A 15081-nucleotide genomic window follows, 5' to 3' on the forward strand; every position below is an offset into this window, starting at 1 on the left:
GCGATCAGCTGGTGCGGACGATGCGCCACCGGTTGGCGGCGGCGCCGTTGTCGGGGCCCTGGAGGGCGTACGCGCCGGCGGCGGTCGAGCCGTTCTCGATGGTCAGCAGCTTGCCGCTGTTGACGTTGCGGATCTTCACCGTGCCGTCACCCTGGTCGACGACGGTCCACCGGTGGTCCGCGGTGCCGTTGTCCGACCACTGCAGGACGCGGGCGTTGTCCGCGGTCGACATGTCCAGGACACCGAGCACCTTGCCGCTGTTGGCGTTGCGGAACCGGACGGCCGTCCCGTCGGTGATCACTTCCCAGTTGTGGTCGGCGGTGCCGTTGTCCGACCACTGCAGCGCGCGGCCGCCGTCGGCGGTGGCCATGTTCTCCACCCCGAGCAGCAGCCCGCTGCCCACGTTGACGAGGTGGCTGGTCGTCGCGCTCGAGCCACTGGTGTTCCAGTAGACCGCGTAGTTGAAGCCCTGCGCGTCGTAGAAGGGCACCAGGTTGACCGCGGAGCCGTTCGCCTTCGCGCTGAAGGTCAGCGCGCTGCCGCTGGTCCGCGTGATCGAGCTCTGGTCGAGGGCCGGCGGCGCGCTGAGGGAGCTGGTGCCGTAGTTGCCGGCCAGAACAACCGGCCCGTAGGCGACCGCGGCGACGTTCGCGTTGTCGTTGGCCGGCCGCAGGGCCACCTTCATGGGCAGCCGGACGGTGACCGTGTCGCCGGAGGTCCAGGACCGCGACAGGGTGGCGTAACTGCCGGGGGTGGTGGTCACGTTCTGCGCGACGCCGTTGACGCTGATGGTCGCCCCGCTGGTCCAGCCCGGAATGCGCAGGCGCATGGCCCAGGTCCCGCTCACGCTCCCGGTGACCGTCAACGTCGTGGTGTCGCTCGCCGGGTACGACGTCGTCTGGGTGACGGTGATGCCACGCTGGGTCCAGGTGAGCACCGAGGGTGTGTACAGGTTCACGATCAGCGTCGTGTCCGCGTAGAAGTAGATCGAGTCGGCCAGCTTCGTCTGGGTTTCCACGCCGGTCCCCTGGCAGCACCAGAACGAGTTGTAGTCGGTGCTCCACGTACCGCCGCCCCAGGCCGGGCCGAGGCCACGGCGGCCGCCCGGGTTGAGCGAGCTGAAGTACGTGACGTGCCCGTGGCCGTCGGCCGGGTTCTGCTGGCCGATCATCTGGTTGAGCAGGGCGCGCTCGTAGTAGTCGGCCAGGTCGGCGCGGTCCGGGTACAGCGTGAACAGTTCCCGGGTCAGCTTGAGCATGTTGTAGGTGTTGCAGCTCTCGCACGTGTCCTGGTTCAGGTACGCGGCGATGGCGTTGGGCGCGCGGAAGTGCTCGGCCTGGCTGTTGCCGCCGATGGCGTAGGTGTGCGCGCCGACGGTGATGTTCCACGCGTTGGTCGCGATGTCCCGGTAGCGGGTGGTGCCCGTGGCCTTGTACTCGCGGGCCGCGCCGATCCACTTGGGCACCTGGGTGTTCGCGTGCAGCCCGTTGAGCTGGTCCCGGTTCGCCGCCAGCGGGTCGAACACGGCGGCGTGGTCGAACCGCTGCGCGGCGGTCAGCCACCGCGCGTCGCCGGTGTACTGGTAGAGGTCGGCCAGCACGTCGTTCATGCCGCCGAACTCGGTGTTCAGCACCGACTGCATCTGGCTCGAGCTGAGCCGGGCGGTCCGCCGGTCGACCCACCCCGCGAGGTTCAGCAGCACGTCGCGGGCCTGTGTGCTGCCGACGTACCGCCACACGTCGAGCAGGCCGGCCATCGTCTTGTGGACGCAGTAGTACGGCACGTTGCCGTTCGACAGGCGCCCGGCTTCGAGGTTGTCGAAGTCCGCCTCGGGGAAGCCGGAAAGGTACCCGGCGCCGAACCCGGCGGCGCCGTTGTTGGCCTGGCACTTGGCCAGCTCGGCCACCATGGACGTGGCCTTGTCCCGGCAGGCCGTGTCACCGGAGACCGCCCACAGCTGGGCCCATGCCGTCAGGAAATGGCCCTGCACGTGGCTCCGGAACGGGAAGTCCGGCGCGTCCCAGCCCCCGTTCGTGGCCGCGCCGTTCGTGGACAGGCGGTGGTTGGCCCGGAAGTTGTACAGCAGCCGGTCGACGTCGACGAACCGCAGGTAGCTCTGTGTCCGGTTCTGGTTGTCCAGCCACCGGCTCGCGGTCAGCCGCACCTGGCCGAGGTCGAACGCGAAGGCGGACACCCCGGCGTCCGGGCGCACCGGGCCGGTGGCCGCCACGGCGTGCTCCCACCCGATGGCCGGTCCGGCGACGGAAGCGATGGCGGTGACTCCGACGGCTTGCAACATCCGTCTCCGGGTGAAACTTGTGGACACCGGATTTTCCTTCCCTCGGTCAACACTGGCTGAAGGCGCGGTGGAACGTTAGCGCTAACATGACGACTTGTCGATACGCAAAACGGGGCCCGGGGACCCTCTGCGTCCCCGGGCCCCCGGTGCCGGTCAGGCGAGCGTGCAGGCCGCGCCGTTGAGGCTGAACGAGGTGGGTGCGGCCGGGTTGCCGGTGTGGGTGGCCTGGAAGCCGATGCCGATCGAGGCGCCGGCGGGGATCGCCGCGTTGTACGTGACGTTCGTGGCCGTGACCTGCCCGGCGGACGGCGAGTAGCTCGCGCTCCACCCGGACGTGATGGTCTGGCCGCCGGGCAGCGTGAAGACCAGCGACCACCCGCCGATCGCGGCGGTGCTCGTGTTGGTGATGGTGATTTCCGACGTCAGGCCGGTGTTCCAGGCGTTGACCGCGTCGTGCACCTGGCAACCGCCGGGCGGCGGAGGCGGTGGGGGCGGCGGCGGGGTGTCGGAGCCGAATTGCGAGAAGAACTTCCACACCAGGGCCGGTACCCAGGTCCGGGAACCGCTGTCCCCGGTCGCCCCGTCCTGCGGCGCGGCGATGTGCCCTTCGTCGAACGCGGCCCACTCGACCGGATATCCGGTCCGGCAGCCCGAGTAGTCGGTGACGCGGTGCGTCAGGCTGCCCTGCGCCGGCTCCGGCGGATTCTGGGCCGTACAGCCGTTGTTCCGCACGAACGTGTCCCGCAACGACCGGCCGCCCGAGATATTGAGGACGTTGTCACGGATACCGTGCACGCCGAGGTACGCGATCGGCTGGGTGCCGCCGCTGCACCCGCTGAGCACCCCGCCGGATTGGACCGCGACCGCGCGGAACACGTTCGCCCTTGAACAGGCGAGCGAGTAGCTCATCGCGGCGCCGTAGCTGAAGCCCAGTGCGAACCGCTGTGTCGTGTCGACGCAGAGGCCGCTTTCGATCTGGTTGAGGATGTTGTCGACCAGGGTCACGTCCTCACCGCCGGAGTTCGCCCAGCCGTTGTTGAGCCCTTGGGGCGCAACGAAAATGGCTGTGTTGTTCGCCAGCCGCTGGAGACCGTAGTAGGCCCAGGTCCCCGTCTGCACGGTCCGCCCGGTGTCGACGTCGACGTCGTTGCCGCCCAGCCAGTGGAACCCGAAGATCAGCCGGTACGGGTGGCTGCCGTCGTAGCCGTCCGGAATCCTCAGGATGTATTCGCGGTTCTTCCCGTTGGCCTGGATCGTGTGCGTGCCGCTCGTCAACGCCGGAGCCTTGCCGCAGCCCGTGCTCGCCGCGGCGGTGCCGGCACCCGCGGCGGCGGCCGGGACGGCGGCGCCCAGGGTGAGCAGCGCGGTGGCCGCGATCACCGCCAGGATTTTCCTTGCCATCATGCGACTCCTCACGGGGTGGAGAGATCGAACCGCTGGAGGGTGACCGCGCCGCCCAGAGCCTGGCCGGCGTAGTTGAAGACGCCGAACCGGTAGCCCATGAAGAACTGCCAGGCGTTGTTCAACGTGAACGCCGGGCCGAACCGGGTGAAGGTGACGCCGTCGGTGCTGTAGGAGAAGGTGGCCTGCCGGCCGCTGCCGGGGCGGATGTCCGCGTTGGCCCGCAGCCAGATCTTCGTGCCGCCGAACGCGGCCGAAGCGGCCTCACCTCCGGTGTTGCTCGTGTTCCAGTTGCCGTCCATCGTGATGTTGTTCTGCAGGACGACCCGGTTGCGGCCGCCGTCGCGCTTGATGCCGATCCAGGCTGAGGAGTCCCGCAGCATGGCGAGGCCGGTGCGGTCGCCGTCCCGCATGGCGGACAGGTCGAGCGTGACCGTCGCCGTCGAACTGGGTCCCTGGATGCGGTGGGTGAGGGTGTTGCGGGCCGAGTAGAGGTCGTTCGTGACGGTGGCGGTCTGCAGGCGCAGCCCGTTGCCGACGGTGTACTTGCTGGTGTCGGGGTTGTGGTTCCACTCCCACTGCGGCCCGAGCGCGGGGCCGGTGAAGGTGTCCACGCCGGTCATCGGTGTCACCGGGTGGGCGGGCAGGTTCGGGAACGGGTAGCTCGCGCCCCAGCCGCCGTTGACCGTCGTCACGCGGGGCCAGCCGTCGGCGGTCCACGTGATCGGCGCGAGCACCGGGACCCGCCCGCCCGGGTAGGCGTCGACGAAGGCCATGTAGTACCAGTCGCCGTTCTGGGTCTGCACGAGCCCGCCCTGGTGCGGCACTCCCCCGCCGGGGATCGGGCTCGGCATGTTCAGCAGCACCTGCTGCATCGTGTACGGGCCGAACGGGTTGCTCGCCTTGAGGATGTACTGCCCGTTCGCGGGGCGGGTCAGGAAGATGTAGTAGAAGCCGTTGCGCTTGTAGAACCGGGAGCCTTCGAGCGTGCCGACGTTCGACGGGGTGCTGAACACCTGCTGCGACCGGACCTCGGTCTTCCCGTCCGGCGACAGCTGCGCGACGCTGATGGTGGTGTTTCCGTAGGAAACGTACATCGTGTCGTTGTCGTCGACCAGCATGCCGGCGTCGTAGTAGCACTTGTTGATCGTCGTCAGTTTCTGCCACTGGCCCCCGACATCGGCGGCGGTGTAGATGTGCGTGTTGGCGAAGTCGACGCAGCCGCCCCAGTAGAACGTGCTGTTGCTCTTCCGGTAGTTGAGGAACGACGCCCAGATCCCGCGCACGTACCCGCGGCCGCCGTTGAGGTCGTACTTCGCCCCGAAGTCCAGCCGGGGCACCGAATGCCCGGCGTACTCCCAGTTCACCAGGTCGTAGGAGCGCAGGACCGGCGCACCCGGCGAATAGTGCATCGTGGAGGCCGAGTAGTAGTAGGTGTCGCCGACGCGGATGATGTCGCCGTCCGCGAAGTCCTGCCACACCACCGGATTGCTGTAGGTGGCCGCGGCCCGCGCGGACACGCTCTGGGCGGGACCACCACCCGCGAGCGCGACGGCGGTGGCCACGACGAGCCCCATGATCCACGTTCGACGGCGTGCCATGAAAGTCCTTCCCGCAACCCTCGACCCATGTGAGCGCTAACAAATGCGTAGCGCAGCCATGCCGTTAAGTCCAGAGTTAAGCGGGAAAGTTTCAGTCAGCGCGTGATGCCGGTGTGGCCGAGGGAATACCGGCCCGGCTGGGGCCACACGCACAGGCCGTGCGGTTCGCGGCCGACCGGGATGGTCCGGAGCAGCGCGCCGTCCTTGGTGGACAGCACGTAGACGACGCCGTTGTAGCGGCCGGACAGCCAGAGCTGCGTGCCGTCGGCAGTGACGTTGCCCATGTCGGGGCTGCCGCCACCGAGGATGTGCCAGACGGTCACCGGGGCGCCGGTGTAGGCGTCCAGCACGCTGACACTGCCTTCGTGGCGATTGGTCACGTACAGCTGCTTCGCGTCCCGGGACAGGTAAAGGCCGTGCGCGCCTTTTCCGGTCGGGATGAAGCGGAGCACGTGCGTCGCCGCGCCGTCGAGGACCCAGACGCCGTTCGCGTCCGAATCGGCGATGTAGTACACCGAACCGTCCGGGGCGAGCTTGATGTCCTGCGGGCCCATGTGGGTGTTGCGGTGCGGCATGTCGATCATGCGCAGCAGCTTGTGCGAGACGACGTCCACGACGGCGACCCGGCCGGCGAACTCGCAGGTGAACACCGCGGTCCGGCCGTCGGGCGAGAAGTCGGCGTGGTCGATGCCGCCGCAGTCGGGCGTGGCGGTTTCGTCGTGCGCCTGCCAGGTGTGCGGGTCGTACCAGACCAGCTTGCGGCGTGCCTCGGCGACCGAGATGGCGTACTTGCCGTCCGGGGAGAAGTACATGTTGTACGGGTCGACGACCGGGATCTTCTTGCCCGGCAGGCCGGTCCTGGGGTCGAACGGCATGATCTGGTTGGCCTGGTCGTCGGTGGCGTAGAGCGTGCGCAGGTCCCAGGACGGCACCACGTGCTGGAGTTCCTTGCCCGCCGGGTACTTCGCGACCACCTGGAAGGTGGCCGGGTCGATCACCCAGACGTCGCCGGAGCCGCTGTGCGGCACGTACACCAGCGGCTTGTCCGCGGCCACCGCCGGTAACAGCTGCCCCGCCCCAGCGGCGGCGTCGACGTTGCGGGCGTCGGTGACCGGCGGCATGCCGGGCAGCGGGTTGCCCGCCGGCGCGGGCGGGGTGGCCTCGTGCGGCAGCCCGCTCGTCGGCATTCCCGGCATGTCCGGCATGCCGGTGTGCTCGGACGCGGGCGGCGACGAGCAGCCGGCGAGCAGCAGGACGACGGCTAGCCATGTCCAACGGGTCACTTCAGCAGCTCCGTGGCCGTCACCGGGGTCAGTCCCCGTTCGCGCAGGTCGGTGAGGATCCCTGGCAACGCGGCGACCGTGCCGGCGTGCCCGAGGTGCATGCTGACCACGCTGCCGGCGCGGGCCTGCGCCACCGCGGACCGGATCGCGGCCGGCCCCGGGTCCTTCCAGTCGAGCGAGTCGACGTCGTAGGACAGCACCCGCGCGTAACCGGCCCGGCCCGCCTCGACCAGCTCCTGGGGCGTCGCGTGCTGCCCCTGCGACTGGCGGAAGAACGTGCCCGGCGTCCCGGTCACCTCGGCGAGCTTGTCCCGGCACCGCTGGATCTCCGCCAGCATCGGCTCCGGCTTGTACCCGGCCAGCGCGGGATGGCTCCAGGTGTGGTTGCCCAGCTCGTGCCCGCCGTCGCGCACCATCCGCGCGGCGTCCGGGTGCTCGGCCAGCCAGGTCCCGACGGCCAGCACCGTGATGTGCGCGTCGTGCTGCCGGATCAGGTCCAGCACCTGCCGGGTGATCCGGGGGTCGCCCGCGCCGTGGAAGGTCAGCGCGATCTCCGGGCGCCCGGAGGTGGCGTGGGCCACCTCGGTGGCCGGTCCCGACGGCGCGGCGGAGGTCGACGCAGCCGTCGACGACGACGGCGGCGGGCTCGTCCGCGCGGGCGCCGGGGACGTCACGGCGGGCGCCGGTTCCTGGCCGGGCGCCGAGCAGGCGGCCAGCGCCGACGCTCCGGCGGCGAGGCCGAAGAAGTGGCGTCTGGTCAACGACGTGCGCATCAAAGCTCCCGGTCCCTCCGGCGCGCGAGACGCCGTCCACAGTGGGCACCTTAGAGCCCGCCGGTCCGCCACGCGTGACTCCCCCACGCAAGGCGCACTCAGCGTCCTCTCAGCGAGCCTGTGGCAGGGACCGGTGCGGGCAGCCGCCGACCATCACCGGGTCGCACTCGACGAACCTCGGGCGCGCGGTCCTACTGCGGCTGTTGCTTCTGTTGCTGCTGCTGCTTGTCCTCTTCGGCCCACGCGGCTTCCGCCTGCATCTGGATGTCGGTGAGACCGCGGTCGACCTGCACGATGCTCTTGCCGCCCCAGCCGACGAAGTTCTTCGAGCTCTTGGCGTCGGAAAGGGCCTTCAGCATCGGGTAGTAGTCCGGGTGCTTGGCCTTCAGCCAGTCGTCGACGAACTTCATCTTCTTGTAGCTGTCCCCGAACTTGTTCTTCAGCCAGTCCTCGTGCTTCTTGATCATCGGGAAGTCGTGCTCGCTCAGGTGCGACTGCGGGGACGGCTGCTTCGGCGGGGGCGGCGGGTCGGCCGGCTTCGGCAATGGCCGGGAGAAGTTCGGCGTGGTGCCGTCACCCGGGGGCCTCGTGCTCGGCGTGGCGCCGCCGCCCCCCGGCAGGTCGTGGGTGACCGCGGTGCCCGGCGGCGGCTTCGGCAGCGGCCGCGAGAAGTTGGGCACGGTGTTCCCGCCCGGAGGCGGCAGGTGCGTCAGCTCGTGGCCCGGGTTCGCGCCGCCCGGCTTCGGCTTGACCAGCTTCGACAGCTTGGTGAGCCGGGCCAGCGTGCGCCCGGCGTAGGCGACGACCTTGGCGAGCTTGGCCGCCATCGCCGCCACCTGGATCGAGACCTGCACGACGATCTTGCTGACGCCGATGGCGATCGACGCGCCGAAGGTGAACGCGGCCATCGCGAGGGCGATCAGCATCGTGGAGATGATGTCGCCGAGGATCGTCGTGATGATGTCGCGCAGCAGCGCGCGGACCGCGGCGATCAGTGCCCCGGTGGTCTCGACCATGTAGCCGGCGACGTCCGACGCCTTCGCGTTCGCGTCGATCCAGCCCTTCCGGTCGTTGATCGACTTGACGAAGCTGTCGTGGCCCTTGCCCTGCCACTGGGTGATCGTCGACTTGAGCGTGTTGTCCAGGTCGGTGCCGGTGTTGCGCAGCCCCTCGCCGATCTTGTGCAGCTCGTTGGCGATCTTCGTGACCTCGGCCGGGTTGCCCGCGACCTGGTCCAGCGGCCACTTCAGGAACGAGACGTGCTCGATCAGCCAGCCCAGCCCCGCGGCGATCAGCTTCGAGAGGGGGTCCATGACGAACGCGACGGTGTCGAGCGTGGCGCTGATGAGGTTGATGCCCAGCTCCACGCTGACGGCCGCGAGGTCGCCGCCGTGTTCGGTCTGGACCTTGCCGATCGAGTCGCCGACCAGCTTCCAGCTGTCGAAGACGCCGGCCCCGGTCGTGGAGTTCGATGCCGTGATGGGGACGGTCACTTGCCCAGCTCCGTCTCGAAGGTGCTCAAACCCTGTGCCGTGTTCGAGTCGTGGGTCTCGTACGTTTCGGCGGCCTTCTTCAGGTCGTCGGCGGACTTGCCGATGTCGCCGACAAGTTTGTTGATCTCCCCCGTGATCACGCCCATGGTGATCCGCGAGGGCACGGCGAGGACCTGCGCGAGCAGGATGCCGAACGCGGCGTTGTCGAACCCGTTGGCGGCCTGCATCCGGTTCGCGGCGTCCTGCACCGCCGGTTGCGTGGTGCCCGACAGGAACTGGCCGAACTTCTGCAGCTCGGCCGGGTCGACCGAGAAACCTGCTCCGGAAACCACCGGTTCTCCTCCCGCTTACCAGGGGTTGCTTTCGCCGTCGTCCTCTTCCGGCTCGGGCCGGGGACGACGACGCGGCTGATCACGCTGCGGGCGCTGGGGGTCCGGCGGCCGCAGGGGCGGCGGCGAGGGCGGCCGCGGCGGGCGGTCCTCGGCCTCCTGCTCCGGCATGAACGTCTCGCTTTTCTCCGCGGGCGTTGCCTCGTCCGGCTCGGGCGCCGGCAAGAACTCCTCGAGCATCTCGCGGGCGGCCGAGTTCTCACCCACCATGCCGCTGAACGCGGCGGTGACCTCGGCCGAGACCTTCTGCTGCGCACGGCCGATCAGCTGCATCACGAGGCCGGACAGGGCTTGCGGGGGACGCGAGTACGCGCGGGGGCCGAACCGGAGGTCCTGCAGGACCCCGCTCGGGCCGACGGTCACCGTGACCGCCCCGTCCGGCGCCTGCACGGTCGCGACCGCGGACCGGAGCCGTTCCTGTGCCGCCGCTGCCTTGGCCTGGATTTCCTCGAGCTCGGCGGTGAACGCGGCCAACGGATCGCCGGGATCGCCGCCGGGAGGCACTGACTGTGTCAATTCGTCCTCGTCGCAAGAAACTCGTCGCAAGAAAGTTGGTGACGCCGAAGTCAATCAGCGCTGCCTTAACTGCGGATGACGCGGACGGAGCCGTGAGCTGAACGCGGGGCGCCGAAGGACGCCGGTCCCCAGCGTCACGTACGTACTTCTGCGTATGTCTCCGCCGCAGGACGGGCCGACAAGCTGTCCCCGGCGCGAAAACGCGTCGTCGAATTCCGGCTTTCAGGGGAGAACACCATGAACAGACGCCTGCGGATGGCCGCCCTTCTCACGGCTGCGACCGTGCCGGCGTTGCTGGGCGCGGCTTCGGCCGCGAGCGCCGCGACCACAGCGACCGCGGCGACCACGGCGGCCGCGCAGAAACCGACGAGTGTTCTCGCTTCCTTCTGGGACGAGGCCCACAACCGCAACAGCGGCAAGTGCGTCAACGTCCGGGGTGGCTCGGACAGCGCGGGCGCGTGGATCCAGCAGTACCACTGCGACAACACGCCCGCGGCGAAGTTCCTCTTCACCGATCTGGGCAACGGCTACTTCGAGATCGTGGGCCAGAACAGCCACAAGTGCATCCAGCCCCAGAACGGCCGGCTGGACAACGGCGTCGGCCTGCAGCAGTGGTTCTGCGAGGCCACCGGCACGCAGCAGTGGCAGCTGCTGCCCGGGACGGACGGCAGCGTCATGATCAAGAACCGCAGCAGCGGCAGGTGCGTCGACGTGCCGGACTTCTCCTCGGCCGATCGGGTGACCCTCCGGCAGTGGACCTGCTTCCCCGGTTCGGCGAACCAGGAGTTCTACCTCGTCAACGGCTGATCGGCCGGTTCGGCTGCCCGGTGCCGGTTTCGCCGGCACCGGGCAGGAGCCCGAGCCGTTGCGCGCGCAGCACGGCGGTGAGCCGGTCCGAAGCACCCAGCTTCCGGTAGAGGTTCTCGAGGTGCTTGTGCACGGTGCGGGGCGAGGTGCCGAGGCGGTGGGCGATCGCGGTCGCGGTCAGGCCGCCGACGAGCAGGGTGAGCACCGCGTGTTCACGACCGGTCAGGCGCCGCTTCTCCTTCTCCAGTTCGATCACGGTGCCCCGCGCGAACCGGTCCGGGTCGAGACCGAACGGAATCGGTGCGCCGCGGGAACCGTCGCCGCGAACGGCGACCAGGAGCCCGACCGCGTGCTCGAGTGAGCGGCGCGCGACGTAATCGAGCACGCCGGCGCTGGCCGGGTCCAGCCACTGCGTGTCGTCCACGGCCAGGACGACCGGACGGCGTTCGGCCAGCGACCGAACCAGGCCGAGCGCGGCCACGTTCACCGCCCGCGGGTCCGGCGGCGCGCCATCCGGAGTCGTCCGCAGCAGGGCGACGTCCAGCGCGTGGCGTTGCGGCCCGGGCAACCGGCCGAACTCCGCGTCGGTGATCCCGTCGAAGAGGTCGGTGAGACCAGCGAAGGGCAGCGTGCGCTCCGGCTCGGCCGGCCGGCAGGCCAGCACCCGGTAGCCGCGCTCGCGGGCGCGCGCCACGGCTTCCCGCCACAGCGTGGTCTTCCCGGTCCCGGTCTCCCCCTGGATGACGGCGGCGGCGAGGCGACCCGGACCACGCTCGCCGAGGCGGACCACCGCGTCGTCGAGCTCACGGCTCACAAGGCCTTCAGTGTGCACAGTTTCCCCCCTGCGCGGACTCCCCGGTCCGCTCCCGGCCACCGTGGCGGAATCCGGAATCGATAGCATCCGCAGATGTGCGTACGGCGCCCGCGACGGGCGGTGTCCTGAACGATGGGCGGCAACGGCTTTCCGGCACCGCCGCCGTTCGTGGGCCGGCACCGGGAACTCGGTCAGCTCGAGCAGCTGCTGGCCGACGTGGCCACCGGCGTCGCCGGGACGGCCGAGGTCGTCGGTGAGCCCGGGATGGGAAAGACCCGGCTGCTGGCCGAGCTGGCGGTCCGCGCACGGCGAGCCGGGTGGCTCGTGCTGTCCGGCCGGGCGGCCGAAGCCGAGCGGCATGTGCCGTTCTCCGTCCTCGGCGCCGCGCTGGAGGAGGTCGGCCCGGGCCGGCTCGCGGCGCTGGGTCCCGGTGAGGCCGGCCTGCTGCGGACCACGTTCCCGGCGTTGTCCACCGAAGCCGAACCGCTGGAAACCTCGCCCGCCGAACGGTATCGCGTGCACCGCGCGGTGCGAGGGCTGCTGGAAACGCTGGCGGCGCCCACCGGGCTCGTGGTGATCCTCGACGACCTGCACTGGGCCGACGAAGGCACCGCCGAGGTCGTGGACCACCTGCTCCGACGGCCGCCGGAGGGCCGGGTGCTGCTGGCCGTGGCACATCGGCCCCGGCAGGCCCCGAGCCTCCTGCGCCGCGCGCTGGCGCAGCACGGCGACGTCCTCCGGATCGAGCTGGCACCGCTGACACCGGCCGAGGTGGACGAACTCCTGCCGGTACATGGCGACGCGGCGCGCAAGCAGGCGCTGTACGCGGCCAGCGGAGGAAATCCGTTCTACGTCCAGGCTTTGGCAGGTCCCTACGCCAGTGCTGACGTGGGAGACGTCGAAGGCGCGGCGCCGGCCGAGATCCCGGAACCCGTGCAAGCGGCGCTTCTCGCCGAGCTGCACGCCCTGTCACCCGAGCAGCTGGTGGTGGTCCGGGCCGCCGCCGTCGCGGGTGACGACGTCGCCGCCGGCCTGATCGCGAAGACCGCCGGTGCGGAGCTCCCCGAAGTGCTTCCCGTGCTGGACGATCTCGTCCGGCGGGACCTCCTCCGCGTGACCGCGCCGGGTGGCCGGTTCCAGTTCCGGCACCCGCTGGTCCGCCGGGTCACCTACGACGCCGCGGGCGCCGGCTGGCGGGTGGCCGCCCACGCCCGGGCGGCGGCCATGCTGCGCGAAGGCGGCTGGCCGGCCACGGAACTGGCGCACCACGTCGAGCGGTCGGCCGCGCCGGGCGACGCGGCGGCCGTCGAAGTGCTGCGGGAGGCGGCCGCGGCCGCCCTGCACCGGGCGCCCGCGGCCGCCGTGCACTGGCTGCAGGCCGCGCTGCGGCTGGATCCGGGCCGGCTCGAGCTGCTGGTGATGCGGGCTCAGGCCTACGGGCTGACCGGGCAGTTCCAGGAAAGCCGGGCCACGCTCCACGAACTCCGGCGGCTGCTCCCGGCCGAGCTGACCGAACAGCACGCACAGATCGCCGCCTTCGGCGCGTTGATCGAACGGCTGATGGGCCGGCACGTCGAGGCCCGCGCGCAGCTGCTGGCCGAGCTGGCGACGCTGGCCGACCAGCACGGCCAGGCCGCGCTGGACCTCAAGCTCGGCTTGGCGAACGGCGTCGTGCTCAGGGCCGACCGGGAGCACCGCCGCGACTGGCCGGCCGAGGCGCTGGAGACGGCGAGGCGGCATCCCGGCCGTCCTCCGGTGGCCAGTGCGCTCGCCATGTGCGCCTTGCACAGCCATGTGCTGGGCCAGGTGGACGAGCGGACCGTGGCCTGGCTGGACGAGTCGGCGATGCTCGTCGATGCCGCGCGGGACGCCGACCTGGCTCCGGCGGTCGAAACGATCGCCCTGCTCGGCTCGGCCGAGCTGTGTCACGAACGGCTCGACGACGCCGTCCGGCACCTGACGAGGGCACTGCGGATCGTGCGGGCGGCCGGGCAGAGCCACGTGGTGACGCACCTGTACTCGATGCTCGGCGGGGTCGATCTCGTCCTGGGCAACCTGGACCGTGCCGCCGGCCACCTCACCGACGAACGCGATTCGGCGCATCTGACCGGCAGCCCCGCGCTGCGCAGCTTCGCGTTGCGGAGCCAGTGCATGCTGGCGATGACCCTCGGCGACGCGGAGGCGGCGGTCCGCCTGGGCAAGGAAGCGCTCGCGCTCGCCGAGGAGGCGAAGCTTCCCGAGATCGGCCTGGTCTCGGGCACGCTCGGCGCCGCCTGTTTCCTCGCCGGTGACGCGGCCACGTGCGTGGAGCTGATGGTGAGCGGGGGTGGCGGGCCGGACCTGTGGCAGGTCTACCCGCTCGAGCGGGGCAACTGGTACGAAACCCTCGCGGCCGCCGAAGCGTCGCTGGGCCACGCGAAGGAAGCCGAAGAGTGGGCCGGCCGGGCTTTCGCCCAGGCCGCCGGGTTGCCTCGCCGCACCGGCCTGGCCCACCTCGCCCGAGCTCACGCGCTGACCGATCCCCACGGCGCGGCGGACGCCGCGGTGCGAGCCGTCGAGTTGTTGCGCGGGGCGGGTGACCGCGTGCGGGCGGGCCGGGCACACGTCGTCGCCGGGACCGCGTTCGGGGCGGTCGCGGACGTGAACCGCGCTCGCGAGCACTTCGGCGAGGCGTGTGCCCTGTTCGAAGCATGCGGAGCGCCCCGGCAGGCGGAACAGGCCCTGCGCACGCAGCGGCGGGTGAACGCCCGGCAGCCGCGTCGCCGCACCGAGTCCGGGGCAGACGACACGCTCACCGCCCGCGAGAGGCAAGTCGCGGAGCTGGTCGCGCAGGGGCTGACGAACAGCCAGATCGGCGAAGCCCTTTACGTCAGCCCGAAAACGGTCGCCGTCCACGTCGGGCGGCTCCTGACCAAGCTCGGCGTATCGCGGCGCGGCGGGATAGCGAGCCGCCTGCCGGCCGAACCGGAGGACCGCTGAGCCGGACGCTCGCCGGTGCCTGTGTCGCCGGGGCGACGACGGGGTACCCGAAGTGTGTCGGCCGGCGGATCACCCGGCGGGAAAGGGGAGCCCGGACGGTGGTGTCTTCGTGAACACGGCTACCGGCCTGCGAAGCCGGCCGGTCCGGCGGGTGGCGCAGCTGCTTTCCGGGCTGGTGCTCTACGGGATCAGCGACGCGATGGTGGTGGCGGCCGGGCTGGGCGTGGAGCCGTGGGACGCGCTCGCCCAGGGGCTGACCCGCACGGCCGGGCTTAGCATCGGTCTCTGGACCAACCTGATCGGCGCCGCGGTGCTGCTGCTGTGGATCCCGCTGCGGCAGAAGCCGGGCGTGGGCACGCTGTGCAACGTCCTGCTCGTCGGCACCGCGATGGACGTCACCCTGGCGCTGCTGCCGCCGTTCGGGCAGCTGTGGCTGCGCTGGGCCGTGCTGGTCGCGGGCATCGTGCTCAACGGGTTCGCCACCGGCTGCTACCTCGGCGCCCGGGCCGGCGCGGGACCGCGGGACGGGCTGATGACCGGGCTCGCCGAGCGCGGCCACCCGATCTGGGCGGTGCGCTGGGGCATCGAGATCGCGGTGCTGGTGATGGGCTTCCTGCTCGGCGCCACCCTGGGCATCGGGACCGCGCTGTACGCCTGCGCGATCGGGCCACTGGCCCACCTCTTCATGCCGCTGCTCGACATGGAACGCCACCGGGAAAAGTGAGG

General features: G+C 70.8%; 12 protein-coding genes. 3 read left to right on the top strand and 9 right to left on the bottom strand.

The genetic code is table 11. From position 1 onward, the window contains the following. Window positions 1-4: 4 nt before the first annotated feature. The 8 genes from A3CE_RS0105295 to A3CE_RS0105330 all read right to left on the bottom strand — a co-directional run bounded on the left by A3CE_RS0105295 (window position 5) and on the right by A3CE_RS0105330 (window position 9755). Window positions 5-2299 (bottom strand): beta-L-arabinofuranosidase domain-containing protein, encoded by a 2295-nt coding sequence (locus tag A3CE_RS0105295; RefSeq protein ID WP_020639026.1) that lies wholly within the window; start codon window positions 2297-2299, stop codon window positions 5-7. A gap of 153 nt (window positions 2300-2452) precedes the next feature. Next, complete coding sequence (locus A3CE_RS0105300) at window positions 2453-3700, bottom strand: CE1 family esterase (RefSeq protein ID WP_211231810.1); 1248 nt, start codon at window positions 3698-3700, stop codon at window positions 2453-2455. Window positions 3701-3711: 11 nt separating this feature from the next. Continuing rightward, a complete protein-coding gene (locus A3CE_RS0105305; RefSeq protein WP_026468169.1) occupies window positions 3712-5301 on the bottom strand; it encodes a glycoside hydrolase family 43 protein in 1590 nt (529 codons plus the stop codon). 95 nt (window positions 5302-5396) lie between these two features. Next, on the bottom strand, window positions 5397-6584 hold the full coding sequence (locus tag A3CE_RS0105310; protein WP_020639029.1) for a YncE family protein: 1188 nt from the start codon (window positions 6582-6584) through the stop codon (window positions 5397-5399). Then, entirely contained in the window at window positions 6581-7357 is a 777-nt protein-coding gene (locus A3CE_RS0105315) for a polysaccharide deacetylase family protein (RefSeq protein WP_020639030.1), read from the bottom strand. Before A3CE_RS0105315 ends, A3CE_RS0105310 begins: the two co-directional genes overlap by 4 nt. A 191-nt stretch (window positions 7358-7548) precedes the next feature. Next, window positions 7549-8850, bottom strand: coding sequence for a WXG100 family type VII secretion target (locus tag A3CE_RS0105320; RefSeq protein ID WP_026468170.1), 1302 nt, complete (start codon window positions 8848-8850; stop codon window positions 7549-7551). Further along, window positions 8847-9182, bottom strand: coding sequence for a hypothetical protein (locus A3CE_RS0105325; RefSeq protein WP_020639031.1), 336 nt, complete (start codon window positions 9180-9182; stop codon window positions 8847-8849). Before A3CE_RS0105325 ends, A3CE_RS0105320 begins: the two co-directional genes overlap by 4 nt. A gap of 15 nt (window positions 9183-9197) precedes the next feature. Further along, entirely contained in the window at window positions 9198-9755 is a 558-nt protein-coding gene (locus tag A3CE_RS0105330; protein WP_245589434.1) for a YbaB/EbfC family nucleoid-associated protein, read from the bottom strand. A gap of 237 nt (window positions 9756-9992) precedes the next feature. On the opposite strand from A3CE_RS0105330, the gene A3CE_RS0105335 reads away from it, so the two are divergent. Continuing rightward, entirely contained in the window at window positions 9993-10562 is a 570-nt protein-coding gene (locus tag A3CE_RS0105335) for an RICIN domain-containing protein (protein WP_084641297.1), read from the top strand. Here the strand turns inward: A3CE_RS0105335 and A3CE_RS58350 are convergent. Next, window positions 10552-11376 carry an AAA family ATPase gene (locus tag A3CE_RS58350; protein ID WP_020639034.1) on the bottom strand — a complete coding sequence of 275 codons (825 nt, stop codon included), beginning with the start codon at window positions 11374-11376 and terminating at the stop codon, window positions 10552-10554. The genes A3CE_RS0105335 and A3CE_RS58350 overlap by 11 nt on opposite strands. Window positions 11377-11508: 132 nt before the next feature. On the opposite strand from A3CE_RS58350, the gene A3CE_RS50225 reads away from it, so the two are divergent. After that, a complete protein-coding gene (locus A3CE_RS50225; protein WP_020639035.1) occupies window positions 11509-14355 on the top strand; it encodes a helix-turn-helix transcriptional regulator in 2847 nt (948 codons plus the stop codon). 109 nt (window positions 14356-14464) lie between these two features. After that, window positions 14465-15079, top strand: coding sequence for a membrane protein YczE (yczE, locus tag A3CE_RS0105350; RefSeq protein WP_020639036.1), 615 nt, complete (start codon window positions 14465-14467; stop codon window positions 15077-15079). The last annotated feature ends 2 nt before the right edge of the window (window positions 15080-15081 follow it).

It is taken from the genome of Amycolatopsis balhimycina FH 1894, assembly GCF_000384295.1.
GTDB classification, from domain to species: domain Bacteria; phylum Actinomycetota; class Actinomycetes; order Mycobacteriales; family Pseudonocardiaceae; genus Amycolatopsis; species Amycolatopsis balhimycina.